Source organism: Nitratireductor sp. PBL-C9 (assembly GCF_050877045.1).
In the GTDB taxonomy this organism is placed as follows: Bacteria; Pseudomonadota; Alphaproteobacteria; order Rhizobiales; family Rhizobiaceae; genus Nitratireductor; species Nitratireductor aquimarinus.
Map to the genome: position 1 here is coordinate 26315 of NZ_JBPAXW010000007.1, position 21106 is coordinate 47420.

The 21106-nt window shown below is 61.5% G+C and carries 21 protein-coding genes; 4 read left to right on the plus strand and 17 right to left on the minus strand.

The annotated features are described in order from the left end of the window. Positions 1-188: 188 nt before the first annotated feature. Positions 189-1484, plus strand: a complete 1296-nt coding sequence (gene gltA / locus ACRTG1_RS15235; protein ID WP_113155150.1) for a citrate synthase — start codon at positions 189-191, stop codon at positions 1482-1484. 89 nt (positions 1485-1573) lie between these two features. On the opposite strand, the gene ACRTG1_RS15240 is transcribed toward gltA, so the two are convergent. The 16 genes from ACRTG1_RS15240 to ACRTG1_RS15315 form a co-directional block, all read right to left on the minus strand. Further along, positions 1574-2008 (minus strand): glyoxalase superfamily protein, encoded by a 435-nt coding sequence (locus ACRTG1_RS15240; protein ID WP_432516507.1) that lies wholly within the window; start codon positions 2006-2008, stop codon positions 1574-1576. Continuing rightward, a complete protein-coding gene (locus tag ACRTG1_RS15245) occupies positions 2005-3396 on the minus strand; it encodes an MATE family efflux transporter (RefSeq protein ID WP_432516508.1) in 1392 nt (463 codons plus the stop codon). The genes ACRTG1_RS15240 and ACRTG1_RS15245 overlap by 4 nt, the downstream gene beginning before the upstream one ends. 263 nt (positions 3397-3659) lie before the next feature. Further along, positions 3660-4835, minus strand: a complete 1176-nt coding sequence (gene lpxB / locus ACRTG1_RS15250; RefSeq protein WP_432516509.1) for a lipid-A-disaccharide synthase — start codon at positions 4833-4835, stop codon at positions 3660-3662. Then, a complete protein-coding gene (locus ACRTG1_RS15255; RefSeq protein ID WP_283800488.1) occupies positions 4832-5722 on the minus strand; it encodes an LpxI family protein in 891 nt (296 codons plus the stop codon). The genes lpxB and ACRTG1_RS15255 overlap by 4 nt, the downstream gene beginning before the upstream one ends. Next, the gene (lpxA, locus tag ACRTG1_RS15260; protein ID WP_206545347.1) at positions 5709-6539 is read right to left on the minus strand and encodes an acyl-ACP--UDP-N-acetylglucosamine O-acyltransferase; all 831 of its coding nucleotides are present in this window, start codon (positions 6537-6539) and stop codon (positions 5709-5711) included. Before lpxA ends, ACRTG1_RS15255 begins: the two co-directional genes overlap by 14 nt. Before the next feature lie 18 nt (positions 6540-6557). Next, complete coding sequence (gene fabZ / locus ACRTG1_RS15265) at positions 6558-7028, minus strand: 3-hydroxyacyl-ACP dehydratase FabZ (RefSeq protein WP_113155145.1); 471 nt, start codon at positions 7026-7028, stop codon at positions 6558-6560. Further along, positions 7021-8082, minus strand: a complete 1062-nt coding sequence (gene lpxD / locus ACRTG1_RS15270) for a UDP-3-O-(3-hydroxymyristoyl)glucosamine N-acyltransferase (RefSeq protein WP_432516510.1) — start codon at positions 8080-8082, stop codon at positions 7021-7023. Before lpxD ends, fabZ begins: the two co-directional genes overlap by 8 nt. Positions 8083-8147: 65 nt before the next feature. After that, complete coding sequence (gene bamA, locus ACRTG1_RS15275) at positions 8148-10511, minus strand: outer membrane protein assembly factor BamA (protein WP_206547605.1); 2364 nt, start codon at positions 10509-10511, stop codon at positions 8148-8150. 216 nt (positions 10512-10727) lie between these two features. Next, positions 10728-11867, minus strand: coding sequence for an RIP metalloprotease RseP (gene rseP / locus ACRTG1_RS15280; RefSeq protein ID WP_206547606.1), 1140 nt, complete (start codon positions 11865-11867; stop codon positions 10728-10730). Between the two features lie 195 nt (positions 11868-12062). Next, positions 12063-12923, minus strand: coding sequence for a phosphatidate cytidylyltransferase (locus ACRTG1_RS15285; RefSeq protein ID WP_206545349.1), 861 nt, complete (start codon positions 12921-12923; stop codon positions 12063-12065). Then, on the minus strand, positions 12920-13684 hold the full coding sequence (locus ACRTG1_RS15290; RefSeq protein ID WP_113155140.1) for an isoprenyl transferase: 765 nt from the start codon (positions 13682-13684) through the stop codon (positions 12920-12922). The genes ACRTG1_RS15285 and ACRTG1_RS15290 overlap by 4 nt, the downstream gene beginning before the upstream one ends. Positions 13685-13776: 92 nt before the next feature. After that, positions 13777-14337: a ribosome recycling factor gene (gene frr / locus ACRTG1_RS15295; protein ID WP_113155139.1), complete on the minus strand. Its 561-nt coding sequence runs from the start codon at positions 14335-14337 to the stop codon at positions 13777-13779. A gap of 12 nt (positions 14338-14349) precedes the next feature. After that, a complete protein-coding gene (pyrH, locus tag ACRTG1_RS15300) occupies positions 14350-15096 on the minus strand; it encodes a UMP kinase (protein WP_113156292.1) in 747 nt (248 codons plus the stop codon). 92 nt (positions 15097-15188) lie between these two features. Beyond that, positions 15189-16112, minus strand: coding sequence for a translation elongation factor Ts (tsf, locus tag ACRTG1_RS15305; protein WP_432516511.1), 924 nt, complete (start codon positions 16110-16112; stop codon positions 15189-15191). A gap of 104 nt (positions 16113-16216) precedes the next feature. Continuing rightward, positions 16217-16999 (minus strand): 30S ribosomal protein S2, encoded by a 783-nt coding sequence (rpsB, locus tag ACRTG1_RS15310; RefSeq protein ID WP_113155137.1) that lies wholly within the window; start codon positions 16997-16999, stop codon positions 16217-16219. A 162-nt stretch (positions 17000-17161) separates the two neighbouring features. Then, a complete protein-coding gene (locus ACRTG1_RS15315) occupies positions 17162-17995 on the minus strand; it encodes a cell envelope integrity EipB family protein (RefSeq protein ID WP_432516512.1) in 834 nt (277 codons plus the stop codon). A 234-nt stretch (positions 17996-18229) separates the two neighbouring features. Here ACRTG1_RS15315 and ACRTG1_RS15320 point away from each other — a divergent pair, with 234 nt between their 5' ends. The 3 genes from ACRTG1_RS15320 to ACRTG1_RS15330 all read left to right on the plus strand — a co-directional run bounded on the left by ACRTG1_RS15320 (position 18230) and on the right by ACRTG1_RS15330 (position 20722). Beyond that, a complete protein-coding gene (locus ACRTG1_RS15320) occupies positions 18230-18697 on the plus strand; it encodes a RidA family protein (RefSeq protein ID WP_113155135.1) in 468 nt (155 codons plus the stop codon). Then, a complete protein-coding gene (locus ACRTG1_RS15325) occupies positions 18697-19407 on the plus strand; it encodes a glycerophosphodiester phosphodiesterase (RefSeq protein ID WP_432516513.1) in 711 nt (236 codons plus the stop codon). The genes ACRTG1_RS15320 and ACRTG1_RS15325 overlap by 1 nt, the downstream gene beginning before the upstream one ends. 187 nt (positions 19408-19594) lie before the next feature. Continuing rightward, the gene (locus ACRTG1_RS15330; RefSeq protein ID WP_432516637.1) at positions 19595-20722 is read left to right on the plus strand and encodes a GNAT family N-acetyltransferase; all 1128 of its coding nucleotides are present in this window, start codon (positions 19595-19597) and stop codon (positions 20720-20722) included. Between the two features lie 4 nt (positions 20723-20726). Here ACRTG1_RS15330 and ACRTG1_RS15335 read toward each other — a convergent pair whose 3' ends face one another. Continuing rightward, positions 20727-21056, minus strand: coding sequence for a DMT family transporter (locus ACRTG1_RS15335; protein ID WP_113156291.1), 330 nt, complete (start codon positions 21054-21056; stop codon positions 20727-20729). Positions 21057-21106: the final 50 nt, after the last annotated feature.

Consider the following 21106-nt stretch of genomic DNA (forward strand, 5'->3'; position numbering starts at 1 on the left):
CCCGCAAAGGACCTGGCTTGCGGAACGGGTTTGATCACCGAGTGCGTGCTGCACTGCAATATTTGCATGCTGCACGCGCTTGGCACCACGGGGGAAATGCGTTAGCTATTTCGCGCGCTCGACCGCCAGCCATTATTTTGGGCGACAGATTTCTGGCGCCAAGTTCCTTGAAGTGAGAGGTGATTGCGATGACCAAACCAACTGCGAAGCTGGAAATTGGCGGCCAGGAAGAAGGGCACGAATTCGAGGTATTGAAGGGCAGCGTGGGCCCGGATGTGGTCAACATCGCCTCGCTTTACAAAGACACCGGACTGTTCACCTACGATCCCGGCTTCACGTCGACCGCAAGCTGCGAATCGAAGATCACCTATATCGATGGCGATGAAGGCATTCTGCTGCACCGCGGCTACCCCATCGAACAGCTCGCTGAGCACGGCGACTTTCTGGAAACCTGCTACCTCCTGCTCTACGGCGAGCTTCCGACGAAGACGGAAAAAGCAGACTTCGATTACCGCGTGACGCACCACACCATGGTGCATGAGCAGATGAACCGCTTCTTCACCGGCTTCCGCCGTGATGCGCACCCGATGGCCGTTATGTGCGGCGTTGTCGGCGCGATGTCTGCCTTCTATCACGACTCCACCGACATCTCCGATCCGCATCAGCGCATGGTCGCCAGCCTGCGCATGATCGCCAAAATGCCGACCATCGCGGCCATGGCGTACAAGTACCATGTCGGCCAGCCTTTCGTTTACCCGAAGAACGATCTCGGTTACGCGGCCAACTTCCTGCACATGTGCTTCTCGGTGCCGTGCGAAGACTACAAGGTGAACCCGGTTCTGGCCCGCGCCATGGAGCGGATCTTCATCCTCCATGCCGATCACGAGCAGAACGCCTCCACCTCGACGGTGCGTCTGGCCGGTTCTTCGGGCGCAAACCCGTTTGCCTGTATCGCTGCCGGCATCGCCTGCCTCTGGGGCCCTGCCCATGGCGGCGCGAACGAAGCCGCGCTCAACATGCTCGACGAAATCGGCTCCGTTGACCGTATCCCCGAATATATCGACCGCGCCAAGGACAAGAGCGATCCGTTCCGTCTCATGGGCTTCGGTCACCGGGTCTACAAGAACTACGATCCGCGCGCCAAGATCATGCAGAAGACCTGCCATGAGGTGTTAAGCGAACTGGGCATCAAGGACGATCCGCAGCTCGACATCGCCATGGAGCTGGAGCGCATCGCCCTGACGGACGAGTACTTCATCGAGAAGAAGCTCTACCCGAACATCGACTTCTACTCCGGCATCACGCTGAAGGCGCTGGGCTTCCCCACCACCATGTTCACGGTGCTCTTCGCGCTCGCGCGCACCGTCGGCTGGATCGCCCAGTGGAAGGAAATGATCGAGGATCCGAAGCAGAAGATCGGCCGTCCGCGTCAGCTCTACACGGGCGCAACGCACCGCGACTACGTTCCGATCGCCAAGCGCTGATTGTTCGACATTCAAAAAAAGCCCCGCCAGACTGGCGGGGCTTTTTCTTTGAGCCGTTGCTCCTCTCTCAGGGACGGAGAAGCTTCTGCCTATTTTTCGGCTTCGACGCGCAGATGCGGAACGCCGTTGGATGTGCGTTCTCTGGAATGACCATCCGGACCCACAATGCCGCGAATGCGCCTGCGGTAGTTGGAGAAGCCTTCAAACATCACCACATCGACGGGCTCGTCCAGATCGAGCACCAGCCTGAACCAGCCCGGCCCCTGCTTCATCTTGGCGATGATGCTGCCCTTGAAGGGTTGGGCCAGATAGGCCCCCTGCACGCGCATGCCAGGCTCCCACGGGTCTTCCTCACGGGCGGAAATCACCGCGCAGAACGTGTTCCAGTCGCGATAGCCATGCTGATGCGCGACCGTTTCCAGAGCCTGCGCATGAGACGTTGCACGTCCCTGGCTCTCCAGATGCGCCCGCAGTTTCTTTGCGAGCGCCTTGGCTTCCGCCATGGTCGGGATCTGGTTCATCATGCCTGCTCCGCTGCACCGGCCTGAAACAGGCCCCATTTCAGAGAGCGCGTGCGCGCCGTGCGGAAGAGAACGATCAGTGTCAGACAGAACAGGAGCAGTTCCGCAACGGGCCCGGCCATCCAGATGCCGCGCTCACCCACCATGTCGGCAAGGATAAAGGTGAGCGGGATGCCGAACAGATAGGGCTTTGACAGACCAAGCAGTGCGGCGCGACTGGCGTCGCCGATGGCCTGAAAATGCATCGCAATCATCATCAGCGGCCCGCCGGCAAAGAGCAGCGCCACCATGATCGGAAGAACGCGCTCAACCTCCGAGACCACAGCCGGATCATCAACGAAGCCTCGTCCGATGTCCGCGGCAAAGACGGTCAGCAAGGACTGGACCACCAGCGCGTAGACGAAGGCCGTGACAACGGCGATGCGCAGGCTCCGGTCGGAACGCGCCCAGTCGCGCGCGCCGTAATTGTTGCCGGTGATCGTCTGCATCGCGTGGCTCAACCCCAGAAGCGGCAGGAAGCAGAAGGTCATCACCCGCGTGATGATGCCATAGGCGGACACCGTATCGCCGTAACCGGGCGCGTTCACCCATTGCAGGGCGATGATGATCGCCGCAGACCCGAGCGCCAGCCCCATGAAGTTGAGGCTCTGGGGGGCGCCGAGCGCCAGGATGCGCGTCCAGGCCGTATCGAGCCGGTGGCGCAGCAGAACGCTGGGACGCAGTTGCGTGCGTCCGCGCAGCCGAAACGCCAGAATGATGACGAAAGCCAGCGCCTGCGCCATCGCCGTGCCATAGGCGGAACCGGCAACCCCCATCTCCAAAATGGCGATGAACAGATAGTTGAAACCGATATTCGCGACGGACACCAGAAGGCTCATGCCCGCCATGAGGTTGATGAGCCCCTCATTGCGCAGAGCGTCGGAATTGACCGAGAGGATGAACAGAAGCGGCGAACAGAACACCGTGATCCGCAGATAGACGAGCCCCATCTCGGCCAGAGGAACCGAGCCGCCCGCGGCAAGCAGCGCAACCGGAGCACCGAAGAGCAGGAACAGGAGGATGAGGACACCGCCCAGAAGAAGGGCGAGACCATGCGCGCCTGCGAACACCGCCTGCGCATCATCCATCGAGGATGCACCGAGGTGGCGGGCAAGCAGGCTGGACATGCCGCTTGCGACCAGCGTCGCCATTGCGACGATGAGCATGTAGACGGGAAACATCAGCGTGACGGCGGCAAGCGCATCCGGGCCGACAAAATGCCCCAGAAAGAGCGCATCGCACACGGCAAGAAGACCGTTCATCCCCATCACAAAGATGATCGGCAGCGCCGTTTTTGCGTAGATCGGCCCCAGTGGGCCTTCCGTAAATGTATTGGAGGACGTTTCAGACAAATCCCCATTCTCCTGTCGCAAAGGCCGCGCTGGAACTGGATGGGGCCCGCATTTCCATCCGCGCGACGAGCGTGGAGGACGAAGAAATCAGTCTGAGGCAGAACTTCACCGGGACATGTGTCAGCGGGCGGCGGGCGTCTGCAGCCAACCGCCATCTAGCGGGAACGATGGCAAACGTCAAGAAGCCGTTCGGTGTTGACCTGTCTCGGAACACGAGCGCGCCTGATCAAACGGCAAGCGCTCGGCGTCTGAATACACCGTTTTCAGGCCGCGCCTGCGATGTGCCGCATAACGACTTCGGCCGCGATCTGGCCGGAGGGGCGCGGCGTTTCGAGCGCATCTGCGACCTGCTGGAAACCGTCCATCTGTGCTGCGCGCGGCGGCTTGTCCGCCCACAGCCCGGTGAGCTGACGCGCCAGATAGGACGGGCGGACATACTGGTTGAAGTGCTCCGGAACGACAGGCCAGCCGGCAATGAGATTGGGCAGCGCCGCCGACCAGACGGTGATGAGCGGAATCAGCGCCCGCGCAACAAAATCCGTTTTGTAACAAAGGATTGTCGGAACCCGTGAAAGCGCCAGTTCCAGCGACACCGTGCCCGAACAGGCAAGGGCTGCATCGGCTTCGGCGAAGGCCTCCCACTTGCGCGCAGGCTCCAGAATGATCTCCGGCTGAACGGGCCAGTCTTTCACGGCGGCTTCCACCATGGGCGCGACATGCGGCACGGTGGGCATGAGCAGGCGGAAATCGTGCCCGGCTTCATGGAGGTGCCGAACAGTCTCTCCAAACGGCTCCAGAAGACGCGACACCTCGCCCCGGCGCGATCCGGGCAGGAGCAGCAGCGCGCGCTGCGCATCGCCAGGCTTGGCGGGTCCGGAAAGATGTGCGCTGGCGGCTGCAAGAATATCGGGGTCGGTGGCCAGACGATGTCCGACAAAGGTTCCGGGCGGACCTTTCAACCGTTCCAGCTCCGCCGGTTCAAATGGCAGCAGGCAGAGGATTTCGTCCACATGCGGGCGCATCGCGATGGCCCTGCCCGGTCGCCAGGCCCAAACGCTGGGGCAGACATAATGGATGATGGGGATGGAGGGATCGAGGGCGCGGACCTTCTTCGCCACGCGCAGGCTGAACTCGGGGCTGTCGATGGTGACGAGGCAATCGGGCTTCGCCTTGACGATGGCCTGCGCTGTCTGGCCGATACGGCGCAGGAGACGCGGCAGGTCGCGCAGGATGGCGCTGACGCCCATCAGCGCTATTTCCTCGGCATTGAAGATCGGCTCCAACCCAAGCGCCATCAAATTGCGCCCGCCGACGCCGGTGAGTTCGACCTCTGCGCCGCTTTCGACCCGCAGCGCCTTGACCAGATCCGCGCCAAGCAGATCACCGGATTCCTCGCCGGCGATGATCGCCAGTTTCAATGCCCCGCCTTTCGCGCTCATGCCCGCCCCTCCGGCTCAAGGCCAACGATGAACAGGCCAAGCGCGTCGGCCCGGCCAATCGTGTCGGCATAATCTATGATCAGCGAGCGGCCCGCCTCCAGCCCCACACCGGCAAGGCCGGCTGCATGCGCCGCCTCGATGGTGTTCGGCCCGATGGTCGGCAGGTCTGCGCGTTCATCCTGATCCGGTTTCACACATTTGACCAAAGCGCCCCCGGACTTGCCTGCAAGGCGGCCATGGTTGCGCATGTCGCGCATCCGGTCCAACAGGCCGGCCGTGCCCTCAATGCCTTCCAGGGCCACAGCGCGCCCGCCGACGGCGATGGCGGCCTGTCCGATGTCGAGACCACCGATCATGCGCGCAGCTTCATAAGCGGCGGCGAGATCCTTGCGATCCCTGGCGCCGGGCTTTGTGCGGGTCATGACACCTTCAGGCGACAAAAGCTCCGGCGCGATCTCATGCGCGCCCAGAACCCGGATACCTTTTGATTCGATATAGGCGATCACCGCCCGCAGCAGGCCATCGTCGCCCTTGGCGTAAGCGGCGATCAGCTTCGGCAGCGCCCGGAATACGTCCCAGCCGAGCCGCACCTTGCGGATGGGCGGTCGCCGGCTGACGCCGCCGGCCAGAACCAGATGCGTCACGCCTGCGCGCTTGAGTTTTGGAAGAAAGAGCGCCAGACGCTCAACGGGCGTCGGCCAGAGATCAAATGCGCTCTGATCTTCACCGGCCACCCAGTCTGCCTCGCCTTCCATGGCGACGACGAGCGGCCTGTGGCCATTTTTCACCAGCGTGCGCACCACATCGCGTGGCAGACCGCCGCTGCCGGCGACCACGGCAACGCGGGCGCCCGCTGGCAGGACCGACTTGGGGTCAGGCTGTCTCATTATCCTCGGCCGCGCCCTTGCCGCGCGCCGGTAGCGTGAAGTGCCGCTTGTCCTTTGCACCGACAAAGGCCACCACGTCGCCGATCAGTTCCGAATCGGGATACGCGCGCAGAACGGCGGCCGCATTCTCTTCAAGCGAAGCGCCTTCGGCAAAGAGCATCCTGTAGGCCTTGCGCAGCGCCGAAATGTCTTCACGCGGCATGCCCGAGCGCTTGAGCCCGACCAGATTGAGGCCGCGCAGGCGCGCACGGTCGCCCACAGCCATGCCGTAGGGGATCACATCGCCGACAACGGCAGCAAAGCCGCCCAGAAAGGCGTGATGACCGATGCGCACGAACTGATGAACCGCAGCATAGCCGGAGATGATGACGTGATCGCCAATCTCGGCATGTCCGCCAAGACCGGCATAATTCGCCATGGTCACATGATTGCCCACCGCGCTGTCATGCGCGACATGGGAATAGGCCATGAAGAGGCCATGGGAACCGACCGTGGTCTTGCCACGGCTGGTGTCCGTGCCGGCGTGAAAGGTCACGCCCTCGCGCACGACGCACTGTTCGCCCACTTCAAGCGTGCTGTGACCGCCCTTGTGGCCGAAATTCTGCGGCGGAGCGCCGAGAACCGCCTGCGGATAGACCTGGCAGCCTGCGCCAAGCGTGGTGTCGCCCATGATGGTGACATGGCCGATCAGCTCCACATCGTCGTGCAGCTTCGCCTGAGCGGAAACATGGCAGAACGGGCCAATCCGCACCCCCTCGCCCAGCTCTGCGCCGGGTTCGATGATGGATGAGGGATGAATGACGGTCTCTCGGGTCATCTATTCTATATTCTTCCGTCAGCCAGCCTGTTCGACAGACATCAGTGCCGAAATCGTGGCCTCGGCAACCTTCGCCTCATCAACCTTGGCCACGCAGTCGAACTTCCAGATGCTGCCGCGCTGCTTGACCTTGGTGACGTGGATCTCCATGCGATCCCCCGGCACGACGGGCTTGCGAAACTTCGCATTGTCGATGGTCATGAAATAGACGAGAGACGGGCTCTCATCACCCGCATTGTTAATGCAGATTGCACCGGCGGTCTGCGCCATGGCCTCAACGATCAGCACGCCCGGCATGACCGGCTGCGTTGGGAAGTGACCGGTGAAGTGCGGCTCATTGGCCGTCACGTTCTTGATGCCGATGGCAGAGCGGTCGCCGTCAATCTCGATAATCTTGTCGACCAGCAGGAACGGATAGCGATGCGGCAGCAACCGCATCAGGTCCATGATGTCGAGGCTTTCAAGCGTGGTCGAAGCGGAGTCAGTCATCCCCATCCCTCTGTTTCTTCTTCCTTCCACCAACAAGACCGCGCAGCGCGGCCAGTTCGCGGAAAGCTTCCCGCATCGGCTGCGCCGGCGAGCCAGCCCAGCGTTCTCCCGGCGGCACGTCATTCATGACGCCGCTGGAAGCCGCAAGCTGCGCGCCTGAGCCGATGGTAATGTGATCCGCGATGCCGACACGTCCGCCGAGCATCACGAAATCGCCAAGTGTGACAGAACCGGACAGCCCGCAATGGCCTGCAACAATGCATCCCCGGCCAAGGCGGACATTGTGCGCGATCTGCACGAGATTATCGATCTTGGACCCCTGCCCGATGATCGTGTCGACCAGCGCGCCACGGTCGACTGTGGTGTTTGCGCCGATCTCCACATCGTCCTGAATGACGACGCGTCCGATCTGGGGCAGTTTTTCGAGCCCGGTGGGGCCTGGAAGATAGCCGAACCCATCCTGACCGATGCGCACACCGGCGTGAATGATCACGCGGTCGCCGACCATCGCGCACTGAATGGTGGCGCCGGGGCCGATATAGCTTTCGCGTCCGATTCGCGTGCCCGCTCCAATCACCGCATTGGGGGCGATGATCGTTCCGCTGCCGATATGCACGCCGGAGCCGATAACGGCTCCCGGCTCGATGGTGACTTCGTCTTCAAGAATTGCATCGGAGGCCACGCTTGCACGGGCGGAGACACCGGTTTCGCCGGTCATAGAGCCCGGGCGCATGGCCTGAGGGAAAAGAAGGCGTGTTATCTGCGCGAAAGCGGCCTGCGGTTTGTCGACCACGAGGACGGCAACACCTTCGGGAACATGGCCCGCGATCTCATCCCTGCACAGAACGGCTGAAGCCGTTGTGCCCTTTGCCAGATCGGCGTTGCGCTTTCCTTCAACGAAAACAAGCGTTCCGGCACCGCCCTCAGAGGCTGCCGCAACGCTTTCAATAACAATCCCGGCATGCTCTGCATGCGTGAGATTCGCTCCCGTCAGCGAGGCGATCTCGCCTGCCGTTATGCGGCGCGCGGGAGCAAAGAATTCAGGATCCTTCATGGAAACCTTTCGCCCGGGCCACCGGGGCCCGGGCTAAACAGGGTGTGCCAGAAAACGTCAACCGGTTAGAAGCGCGTCGAAATACCGAAGTTGAAGTTCTGCACGTCGTCTGTGTCTTCTTTCAAGATCGGGTATGCGTAATCGACACGCAGCGGACCGAAGGGCGAAGCCCAGATCAGACCGGCACCGACCGAAGCGCGCCACTGCAGATCCGTTCCGATGGCGCCTGCGATATCGCTGCCATAGAGCGTTGCCGCATCAGCAAAGACCGCGCCGCGAAGACCAAAGCTCTCCGGCAGGACCGGGAACGGGAACTGCGCTTCTGCCGAAGCGTTGAAGTAGGTCTTGCCGCCGATGTGGTCGATGCCGCCACCCGAAGCGTTCTGGTACGGGCCGATGCCGTTGTAATCGAAGCCACGAATGATGCGGTCGCTGCTCGAGAAGTGGTCGAACACGCGCAGATCGCCATCCAGAGCCTGGATGTGACCGGCGCCAACCGTGAACAGGCCGACGAGATCGAGTTCTTCGGACAGCGTCTGGTAGTAGGTGCCGCGCGCCGTCGCCTTCACGAACTTCGCATCGCCACCGAGACCGGCAACCTCAAGCGTGAGGTTCGCATAAAGGCCCGAATGCGGGTTCTTCATGTCGTCGATCGTGTTGTAGACCAGCGAGCCGCTAACCGAGGACTTGATCCACTTGCCGTCGTCGATGGCGTCCTGCAGAGCCGGGGCCAGATTACAGCTTGCGTCATACGGGTTTTCGCAAACGCCGACGCCCGTGTACTCCTCCTGGGAGAAGTTGTAGGCGAGCTGCGAAGACAGGGCTTCCGTGATCGGCAGACCGAAGCGGATCGTCGCACCGGTGGTGTCGCGATCATACTTGTCGTCGAACTTGCGGGTGCGGCGGTAGACGTCGAAACCAGCCGAAATCCGGCGACCGAGGAAATACGGCTCGGTGAAGGAGAACGAGTAGTCGCGCGAGTCCTTGCCACCGCCGGCCGCGATGCGGACGAACTGGCCACGGCCGAGGAAGTTGCGCTCGGTGACGGAGCCTTCAACGGAGAAGCCGCCGCTGCTGCTGTCGCCGCTAGCCGTCGAGTAACCGGCGCCGATGGAGAACTCACCGGTCGACTTCTCAACCACATCAACGACCAGAATGACCTGATCGGGCTGCGAACCCGGAACCGTCGAGATGTTGACGGTCTGGAAGAAGTTGAGGCCTTCGAGGCGGCGCTTTGCGCGCTGCACGAGCACCTGATTGAAGGCGTCGCCCTCGCTCAGATCGAACTCGCGACGGATCACGTAGTCACGCGTGCGCTGGTTGCCGCGGATCTCGATGCGCTGGATGTAAGCGCGCGGACCTTCGTCGATCGAGTACACGACGTCGATCTCGCGGGTCTCGAAATTGCGGTTGCCGCGCGGCGTCACCTGGGCGAAGGCATAGCCTTTGCCAGCCACATTCTCGGTCAGCGCAATGATGGAGTCTTCAACGTTCTTGGCGCTGTAGACATTGCCCTGACGGGTCTTGATCTCTGCATTGAGAGCGTCCGTGTCGATACCGGTGACCGTGCTCTCGACGCCGATATTGCCGAAGCGATAGCGCTCGCCCTCGTCCACGGTGAAGGTCACCGTGTAGGCGTTCTCGACTTCGTCTAAGTCGGCGGTCGCCGAGATCACGCGGAAATCCGCATAACCACGGTTGTAGTAGAAACGGCGCAGCGTCTCTTCATCCGCGCGCAGACGATTGTCGTCATAAATGTCGTCGCGCATCAGGAAGGAGAGGAAGTTCGACTGCTTGGTCGAAATCACGTCGCGCAGACGGCCATTGCCGAAAGCTTCGTTGCCAACAAAGTTGATCGCGGCGATCTTCGTGCGGCCACCTTCCTGAACTTCGAAGATGACGTTGACGCGACCGTCGTCAAGCGCCTGCGTGCGGCCGGTAACGGTTGCGTCGTCGCGACCGATGCGGCGATAGGCTTCCCGAATCGTCTCCTCATCAGCCTGGAGCGACTGGTTGGAGAAGGACTTGCGAGGCTGCAGCTGAACAGCGCGCGCCAGATTCGCGTCCTTGATCTTCTTGTTGCCCTGGAAAATGACCTGGTTGACGATCGAATACTCGTCAACGGTCACGATCAGCGCGCCGCCGGACTGGCTGATCGACACGTCGGCAAACAGGCCGGTTGCGAACAGGCGCTTGACGGCCTCGTTCACATCATCGTTCGAGAAAGAGCGCCCCGGACGAATGTCGATATAGTTGCGAATGGTCTCGTCTTCGACGCGGCGGTTTCCACGCACCTCGATACGGCTGACCGTCGCGGCCTCGGCCGCTTCCATGGCGGCGAGCTGGACGGCAACCGTCCCCGTCATCGCCAACCCCGCCGAAAGGGCTACTGCCGAAACGGCGTTCTTAAAGCTAGAAGATGCCTTCATTGGGCCTGAAAACCTCTATTCTCTTTGTCCCCGCAGCGAGAAATAGGAACAATCTAAAAAAGCAGCTATCGTAATAGCCAGATTTTCCCTACACGCAAGCCTTCTGGTTAATTTGCGTTTACGAACCACCGCTTAGTGGCATTCGCGTCACGCGAAATTCAAAGCCATGGTAAATATCGTCTCAATTTTTACACATTCCGCCTTCCCGATCCTCCCTCAGCATCCGAACAGGTCGTTCCAGAAAACGAATCCCATGAATGCGAGAACGGCGAACAAGCCGACGCGGTAAACCGCATCCATGACCCTCTCGGACACAGGACGACGCATTACAGCTTCTATGGCGTAGAACACCAGATGCCCGCCATCAAGGGGGGGAATGGGCAAAAGATTAAGAACACCGATACCGACTGACAATAATGCAACAAGTTGTACGAGCCATTCGAAGCCGAGCTGGGCCGCCTTGCCGGCCATATCGGCGATCTTCACCGGGCCACCAAGCTGACACCTGTCCTCACGCCCTGCGACAAAGCGTTTTAGAAACTGGCCGGTGCGATAGATCACATAGCCGGTTTCCTTGACCGCCTCGCCCAGCGCATCCAGCGGGCCATACTCAACCAGTCGCGGCTGGCCCATTTCCTCATCATTGACGACGCCGATGATTCCGATCTTCACCGTGTTGCCGAGCGCATCCTTCTGCTCGACCATTTCGGGCGTCGCCTTGAGCTCCAGCTCTTCATCACCACGACGCACCACGAAGGAGAGTTCGTCGCCCGACCGCCCGGACACGAGACGCTGCACATCGCCAAAGCTGCGCACCTGCGATCCATCGACGGAAACGAAGCGGTCGCCCGGTTCGAAACCGGCAATGGCGGCCGGCGTGTCGGGCCGAACCTCGGCCACCATCGGCTCCATCACATAGCGCCCGAAACCGGCGAACATCACCGCGAAAACCGCAATGGTGAGAAGGAAGTTGAACAGCGGGCCGGCAAAAACCGTGGCCGCGCGCTTCCATACCGGCTGGGTATGGAAGGCGACGCGCAGCTCTTCGGGCGACAGGCGCTCCGTCGATTCGGGATCGGGCGTGCTGGTCACCGACATGTCGCCGGTGAACTTCACATAGCCGCCGAGCGGAATGGCCGAGAGCTTCCAGCGTGTGCCATGCCTGTCGTTGAAGCCGAAGAGTTCCGGCCCGAAACCGATCGAGAACGCCTTCACGCCGATGCCGCACCAGCGCCCCACCAGATAATGCCCCATCTCGTGCACGAACACGACAACGGTCAGGACGAAGAGAAACGGCACGATGGTGCCGATCAGCAATCCGTCCGTGCTGAATATGGTGCTGAAAAAATCGGTCACGGTTGTTCCACTCGATTACGGTTTGCATCAGCGCCTCGATCCGAAATGTCTGCATGACTTTCAGAACGTCAGCTGCACTGTTCCAATAAGCTGCTGCTTAACAGCCTGCGGGATTCCGTCGACGCTGTACGGCGAATCCCGGAATTCGACACTTCAATGCCATTCCGGCATGGCGAAGGCAAACGCCCTCAGCCCCTAGAACCGGAAAAAGGCGTGCGCCGGCATCTCCGGACTGCCGAGCAGCGCCGCCACGAGATATAGGGCGAGCGCTGCCGCCATCAGCCCGTCGACACGATCCATGACCCCGCCATGGCCGGGTATGAGATTGCTCGAATCCTTCACGCCGCTGCGGCGCTTCAGGGCTGATTCGAACAGGTCGCCAAGCTGCGAGATGACAGAGAGAACAAGCGCGATGAGCGCCAGCAGAACCACGCCATGGACGGTGCTTTCATGCATGGCGAAAGCCGCGCCTGCGACAACCGCAAAGGCCGCGCCGCCAATCGCGCCGCTCCACGTCTTGCCGGGAGAAATCGAAGGTGCAAGCTTCGGCCCGCCCAGACTGCGGCCGGTAAAATAGGCCATGATGTCCGAGGTCCAGACCACGGCGAACAGAAACAGGATTGCCAGGAAACCGGACTGGTCGTCCGCCCGCAAATGCACCAGGGCGATTGCGGGTGCTGCGGCATAAGCGACGCCGGCCGTGGTTCCGAGCCCCTCGCCCGACGCCCATCCATGAAGCGCAAGCACGACAAGAATACCGGCCAGCGCCAGAAAAACCGCGCCCGCTGAAAGGCCGAGTATCATCATTGCCATCACCACCGCCAGAAGTGCGATGGCGATGGTCGCGTGAACGCCGGTCTTCGAGCCGGGTCGCATCGCGAGCCATTCATAAAGGATCGCGCCGGCCATGACCGCCGCCATGAGACGGAACGGCAGGCCACCCAGATAGGTGATCAGAAGGACGACGCTTCCAAGAACGAGCGCTGAAACGGCCCGCACCTGAAGATTGCTGCGCGGGCGCCGTGTCGGCCCGCCTTCATCGCCGGGCTTGCTCATAGAGCCGCTTCGCGTGCTCCAACACCGCCGAAGCGGCGCTCGCGCGCGTTGAACGTGGCCAGAGCCGTCTCCAGCTCGCATCGGCCGAAATCCGGCCAGTGGCACGGCAGGAAGACGAATTCCGCATAGGCTGCCTGCCACAGAAGGAAATTCGACAGGCGCTGCTCGCCGCTTGTGCGGATGATGAGGTCGGGATCGGGAATACCGGCGGTATCGAGACGGTTTCCGAAACCATCGATATCGATGTCGTCGGCGGTGATCTTTCCCGCCTGCACATCGGCGAAGAGCGATTTGGCAGCGCGCACGATCTCGTCACGCGCACCGTAATTGAAGGCGATCACCAGGTTCATGCTGGTGTTTTCCGCCGTCAGGTTCTCCGCTTCAAGCAGAAGGGACTTGATGTCCTTTTCGAGGTTTTCGCGGTCGCCGATAATGCGAACGCGAACCCCGTTCTGGTGCAGTTCCGCAAGATCGCGCCTGATGAACAGGCGCAGGAGGCCCATGAGGTCGTTCACCTCGGAGCGCGGTCTGGACCAGTTTTCGGAGGAGAAGGCGTAAACGGTCAGCCAGTTGATGCCCAGCTCACCGGCAGAGCGCACAGCCTTGCGCAGCGCCTCCACACCGGCGCGGTGGCCGGCACGGCGTGGCAAGCCGCGCGCTTCCGCCCAGCGACCGTTGCCGTCCATGATGATCGCCACATGCGCCGGCTTCACGTATCTGCCTCCCCTCGCGTTCGAGCAGCCCTGGGGCTGGTAGAGCATCGGACCGAAACGGGAATCCGGTTTTCGATTGTTCCGATGCTCCATCGTTGGTCTGGATCGTCCCCTATGCGTCCGGATGGACGCAGGGCGACCTAGACGTGCATGATCTCGGCTTCTTTCTCGGTCAGGAGCTTGTCCATGACGGTGATGGTCTCATCCGTCATCTTCTGCACCTGTTCGGACTGCGTGTGCAGTTCGTCCTGGCTTATGTCGCCATCCTTTTCGGCCTTTTTGAGGTGCTCCATGCCGTCGCGGCGCACGTGGCGCGCGGCAACCTTGGCGCCCTCGGCGTACTGATGGGCGATCTTCACGAGTTCCTTGCGCCGCTCTTCATTGAGCTCGGGCAGCGGAATGCGCAGGGTCGAACCGTCCATGATCGGGTTGAACCCGAGATTCGATTCGCGGATCGCGCGGTCCACGGCATTGACCATGCTCTGGTCCCACACCGACACGGAGATCATGCGGGGTTCGGGCACGGACACCGTGGCCACCTGGTTGATCGGCATGGGCGTGCCATAAGCCTCCACCTGGATCGGGTCCAGAAGGTTGGCAGAAGCACGGCCCGTACGAAGCGAAGCAAGATCGTGCTGAAACGCACTGACTGCCCCTTCCATACGTCGCTTCAGATCTTTGAAATCAACGCCGTCGGCCATTCTTAAATCTCCTTACGCACCGGCACGCTGTTCGGTATCGGCGTCATCGGACACGATGGTGCAATGTCCGCCGCCTTTCAAGATGGCGTTAAATCCGCCCTCTTCATGAATCGAGAAAACGATTATCGGAATGTGGTTCTCGCGCGCAAGAGCAATCGCAGCGGTATCCATAATCGCCAGCCCGTCACGTATAACTTGTGCATGGCTGAGAGTGTCAAAGCGCGTGGCGTCCGGGTCCTTGCGGGGGTCGGCGGAATAGACGCCATCCACCTGCGTGCCCTTGAACAGCGCGTCTGCGCCGATTTCCGCAGCCCTCAGAGCGGCGGCCGAGTCGGTCGTGAAGAACGGGTTGCCCGTGCCACCGGCGAAGATGACCACCTTGCCTGCGTCCATGTAACTCATCGCCTGACGCTGGGAGAAGCTTTCGCACAGCTCCGGCATCGCAATGGCCGACATGACCACCGCATCAACGCCCATCTTGACCAGCGAGGTGCGCAGGGCGAGCGAATTGATGACCGTGGCGAGCATGCCCATATGGTCGCCCGTCACACGGTCGCCGCCCTTCGAGGCAACGGCCACACCGCGGAAGATGTTGCCGCCGCCGATGACAACGCCAACCTCGACGCCGATCTTGCGCGCCTCGACGATATCGCGGGCAATCCGGTCGACCACCGAAACATCGATACCGAATCCCTGCTCGCCCATCAAAGCTTCGCCGGATGCCTTAAGGACAACGCGCCGGTAGCGTGCTTCGCTCATCTTCATAGTCTCCAAATTTGCCCCTGCGTTACACGAAGGGCGCCGCGTTGTCACGCGGCGCCCTTTATCATCAAGCAGTTATACAACCAGTCTTACGACTTGGCGGCTGCCGCAACCTCGGCTGCGAAATCGCTCTCTTCGCGCTCGATGCCTTCGCCAAGAGCGAAGCGGACGAAGCTGACGATTTTCGCCGGTGCGCCGATTTCCTTCTCGGCTTCGGCAAGCGCCTTCTCGACCGAGAGATCCGGGTTCATGACGAAAGCCTGCTTCAGGAGGACAACCTCCTCGTAGAACTTGCGCATGCGGCCTTCGACCATCTTCTCGATGATGTTCTCGGGCTTGCCGGACTGGCGTGCCTGGTCGGAGAAGATCTCCTTCTCGCGCGCTGCGGCAACCGGGTCGACATCGGCCTCGGTCAGAGCCAGCGGGTTGGTCGCGGCAACATGCATGGCGACCTGACGGCCGAATGCACGGGCAGCTTCCGCATTGCCGGTGGTCTCGATGGCGACCAGAACGCCAAGCTTGCCAAGACCGTCGGTCACGGCGTTGTGGATGTAGCTGGCAACCGCACCGTTCTCGACGGAAAGCTTCGCCGAACGACGCAGCGACATGTTCTCGCCGATCGTGCCGATCGCGTCCTTGACGGTGTCTTCAACCGACTTGCCGGTTTCCGGGTAGGTCGCAGCAGCAACGGCCTCGATGGAGCCATCGGTGCCCAGAGCAACGGTTGCGATGTTGCTGACGAGCGACTGGAACGCGTCGTTGCGCGCAACGAAGTCGGTCTCGGAGTTCACTTCGACGACAACGGCGCTGTTTGCGTCGCCTGCAACGCCGACCAGACCTTCAGCAGCCGTACGGCCGGCCTTCTTGTCAGCCTTGGCGATGCCCTTCTTGCGCAGCCAGTCCATGGCTGCTTCCATGTCACCGTCGTTTTCCTTCAGGGCCGTCTTGCAGTCCATCATGCCTGCGCCGCTTTTCTCGCGCAGTTCCTTGACCTGTGCAGCTGTAATGCTCATCGTCGCCTCTTCATCAATATTCTAACAAAAACGGCCGCGTAGCTGGTCGTCTGCCGCGCGGCCGTCGCGGGGCCATAAGCCCCACATTTTCGGAACGGCGCTTGTTAGGCGTCCTTGTTTTCGCCCTCGGCGGCATCGTTCAATGCAGCCTCTTCCGGCGCATCGACCGCTTCGCCAATGTCGAAGCCGAGTGCACCCTGCTGACGCTCGATACCGTCGATTGCGGCCTTAGCGATCAGGTCGCAGTAAAGTGCGAGTGCGCGTGCGGCATCGTCATTGCCCGGGATCGGGTAATCGACAACGTCCGGATCACAGTTGGAGTCGACGATTGCGACAACCGGAATGCCAAGGCGCTTGGCTTCCTGAACGGCAATCGCTTCCTTGTTGGTGTCGATCACGAACATCAGGTCCGGCGTGGAGCCCATGTCGCGAATGCCGCCCAGCGCGCGGTCGAGTTTCTCGCGCTCGCGCTCAAGGTTCAGGCGCTCCTTCTTGGTGAAGCCCTGTGCTTCCGAAGCGAGCAGCTCGTCGAGCTTGCGCAGACGCTGAATGGAATGAGAGATCGTTTTCCAGTTGGTCAGCATGCCGCCGAGCCAGCGTGCGTTCACATAGTACTGAGCCGAGCGCTTGGCCGAGTCGGCAACGATCTCGGAAGCCTGGCGCTTGGTGCCGACGAACAGGATGCGGCCGCCCTTGGCCACCGTGTCGGACACGGCCTTCAGCGCCTGGTGCATCAGCGGCACGGTCTGGCTGAGGTCGATGATGTGAACGTTGTTGCGGGCGCCAAAGATGTAGTTGGACATCTTCGGGTTCCAGCGGTGGGTCTGGTGACCAAAGTGAACACCAGCTTCGAGAAGCTGGCGCATGCTGATATCGGGCAGTGCCATTCTTTTTCCTTTCCGGTTGAACCTCCACGGACCGTCAGGCGGAAACCGCCACCGGGGGCGCCGACCGGATTTCTCCCGACCGGAACCAAGATCCGTGTGTGGAATGCGCGCGCATATACGAACTAATCGCGCACAATGCAAGCGTTTCGCCGGCAAAAGCGCCTATTCAGCGCAGTCTGCTTCTTCTTCGGCCTTATCGAACAGGGTGAGGTCGACAAGCTGACCGCGAATCGAAAACTCGCCATAGTTCATGTCGAGGCTGCGCGTGACGCCGCTTTCATGCAGCAGGAAACCGATATCGTAGTCGGGCAGCGTCTCGCCCCGCTCATTGCCGGGGTCGAAATAGGCGATGCTCACGGGCCAGTAGGACTGGTTGTCGAGCGGCGCTGCCGCGTCCTTCTCGGCATCGCCCTCCTCCATCGGCTTCGGCTGGCCGATGGTGACCGACGTCATCATGACCCGGTCGGCATCTTCCGAACTGTCATAGAGTGTCGTCTGATAAAAGCCGCCGCCGGCAGCCGCCTTCTCCAGCACTTCAATCATGTGCTGAACCGGGAACTGCGTCGCCTCGAGCGTTTCGCTGCGCCGCTCTGGCTTTGACAGTTCGACCAGGGTTTCATCGCCTTCCAGCCGGGCGACGCCCTTCACCTCGCGGTCGAGCATGTTGTCCAGATACATCTTGTTGACGAACTGGAAGACCTCGCCCTTGCCATCCTCATAGGTGGTGGTCTGCTGATCGGAAAGCCGCGATGCCTCATCCGTCTCGAGCCGCATGACGAAGCGGAACGTCGTCGTGTAGCCCTCGCAGGCCGAGCCGGCGAACTCATAGACCATACGCCCCGATATGCCATTGATGCCCGAGCGGTCGCTCGCCTGTTCCAGCGAGAGATCATAGACCGCCCGATGGGGGAGCAGGTTGGGCTCGGCCGCCGCTGCACTGATCGCGGCGCTCGAAACGGCGGTGAGTGCCAAGGCAAATAAGCGCGATGCGCGCATGTACGACCTCCCGGTATTCGGCATTGTCGCGGTCGGAGAGTGGATTGACCGCCTGGAGCGTTATCGTTTGGACAAGAGTCGTGGCGGAAGCGAGGCAAATATGCAACCTCTCGCCCTGCGGCGCTTTCCCCATCAACGGCGGATTCGATTGCGTAACTGTCACGAGTGACGTTTAGATCTGCCGACAGTGCGGAGCCCGCTCTGTTTGAATTCAAAAAATGCCGGGAGACAATCATGGCAAGCGAGATCGAGAAAAGACTGTTGGAGCTGGGTGTGGAACTGCCCGAGGCGGCAGCCCCCGTGGCGAACTATGTGCCTTACGTCCAGACCGGCTCCCTGCTGATGACCTCCGGCCAGCTGCCCGTAAAGGACGGCAAGCTGATGGCGATGGGCCTTCTGGGCCGCGAGCTCGGCGTTGAGGCCGGCAAGCTTGCCGCCAAATGGTGCACCGTCAACATTCTCGCCCAGGCGCGCGCCGCGCTCGGCGATCTGGAGCGCATCAAGCGCGTTGTGCGCATTTCCGTCTTCGTGGCTTCCACGCCCGACTTCACCGACCAGCATCTCGTCGCCAATGGCGCATCGGATTTCCTCGTCGCCGCTCTGGGCGACCGTGGCCGTCACGCCCGCGCAGCCGTCGGCATGGCCTCCCTGCCGATGAATGCGCCCGTTGAGATCGACGCCGTCATCGAGGTCGCTGAATAATGAGTGCGCTTTCCTGGCTGACCGAGCGGCCGATTGCCCATCGCGGTCTGCACGACATGAACAATGTGCGCTGGGAGAACACCCTCCCCGCGTTTCAGGCGGCCATCAATGGCGGCTTCTCCATCGAGTGCGATCTCCATCTTTCCTCCGATGGCGTTCCGATGGTCTTTCACGATCACGCGCTGCGCCGTCTCACCGGTCAGGAAGGCACCATTGCAGAGAAAACGGCCGCCGAAATGGGCGCAATGCCCATCGGCGGCACGTCGGACTGCGCTCCGACGCTTCGCGAAATGCTCGATCTGGTTGCCGGCCAGGTGCCGCTGGTGATCGAGCTCAAGGGCTCGGAAGGGCATGACGACGCGCTTGTCGGGAAAGTCGTGGAGACGCTTCAGGACTATTCCGGAAAAGTGGTGCTGATGTCGTTCTCGCACCGTCTTGTCCGGCAATTGGCCAAATTCGCGCCGGACATTCCGCGCGGACTGACGGCCGAAGGGCTTTCGCCCGAAGCCATGGAGGCGCATTTCTCCATGCTGGCGCACGATCTGTCCTTCGTGTCCTATGCAGTGAAGGAACTGCCGAACCCGTTCGTCAGTTTTGTGCGCGAGCGCCTTTCGCTGCCCGTCATTACCTGGACGGTGCAGGATCAGGAAGCCGTTGACCGCACCTTCCGGCATGCCGACCAGATGACGTTTGAGGGTTTCACGCCCTGAAGCACCGGACCCGAAGGGAGTTTCCGCCTTTTGGGCAATGCCGCTGCTCCATCCACATGCCCTCAAGGGGCATTGCCCCTTGAAGCGCCCTGCCTCACGCGCTTACTTATCTGGCATGTCATCAGCCCAAACGAGTGCCGCCATGTCAGGCGATGTAACGCTGACGGTTTCACCGTCCTTCGCCGACATGCCGGCATCCGACTGGGAAGCGCTTGCCGGCGCTGGCCCGCAGGCAGCGGGCGCGCCCTACAATCCCTTTGTTTCCCACGCTTTCCTTTCAAGTCTTGAAGAAAGCGGATGTGCGGTGCGCGAAAGCGGCTGGCTTGGCCAGCATCTTTTCCTGCGCTCGGAAGATGGCGTACTGCTCGGCGCAGTCCCCTGTTACCTGAAATCCCACAGCCAGGGCGAATATGTGTTCGACCATGGCTGGGCCGATGCCTTCGAGCGCGCCGGCGGACATTATTACCCCAAACTGCAGGTTTCGGTGCCGTTCACCCCGGCAACGGGTCCGCGCCTTCTGGTCCGCGATGGCATAGCGCCCGACGCGGTGCGCCATGCGCTGGCGGAAGGATTGAAGACGCTGACCGACAGGCTTGGCGTTTCGTCTGTCCATGTCACCTTTGCCCGTGACGAGGACATTGCAGCGCTCGATGATGCGGGCTTTCTTCTGCGCACCGACCAGCAGTTCCACTTCTTCAACCGCGGCTATGAAAACTATGACGATTTTCTGGGCACGCTTGCCTCACGCAAGCGGAAGGCGCTGAAGAAGGAACGCCGCACGGCGCTTGAAAACGGTATCGAGATCGAATGGCTGACGGGAGCCGGGCTCACCGAAGCCGTCTGGGACGATTTCTTCGCCTTCTATCTGGACACCGGCAGCCGCAAATGGGGGCGCCCCTATCTCAACCGGCGCTTCTTTTCGCTGATCGGCGAACGCATGGCCGACGACACTCTTCTGGTGATGGCGCGCCGCGAAGGCCGCTACATCGCCGGCGCGATCAACTTTATCGGTTCCGACACGCTGTTCGGCCGCAACTGGGGCTGTATCGAGCATCACCCGTTCCTGCATTTCGAGGTCTGCTACCATCAGGCCATCGAATTCGCCATCGCGCGCGGCCTGTCGACGGTCGAGGCCGGCGCGCAAGGGCAGCACAAGCTGGCGCGCGGCTATGAACCGGTCACGACGCGCTCGGCGCACTACATTCCGCATCCGGGTCTCCGGCGCGCAGTGGCGCAGTATCTCGAACTGGAGCGGCGCGACGTGGCCGAGATCAACCGCGTGCTCGAAACCCACACGCCCTTCCGCAAGGGCTGACGCTTCAGTGCATCACGGATTTTGAAAACAGGTTGATGACCAGCACGCCGGCGATGATCAACGCGACGCCGATGAGCGCCGGCGTATCGAGCGACTGCTGAAACCACAGCCAGCCAATGGCGGTGATGAAGACGATGCCCGCCCCTGACCACAGCGCATAGACAATGCCCACCGACATGGTGCGCAGCGTCAGCGACAGGAAAAAGAAGGCCACCGCATAGCCGATCAGCGTGATCAACGACGGCACAAGACGCGTGAACCCCTCGGTCTGCTTGAGTGCGGTGGTGGCCACGACTTCGAACAGAATGGCCACGAGCAGGAAGAGATAGGTCACGGACGGCACCTTTTCGAAAAGCGCGGCGAATCGCCCGCTTCCGGGAGTTG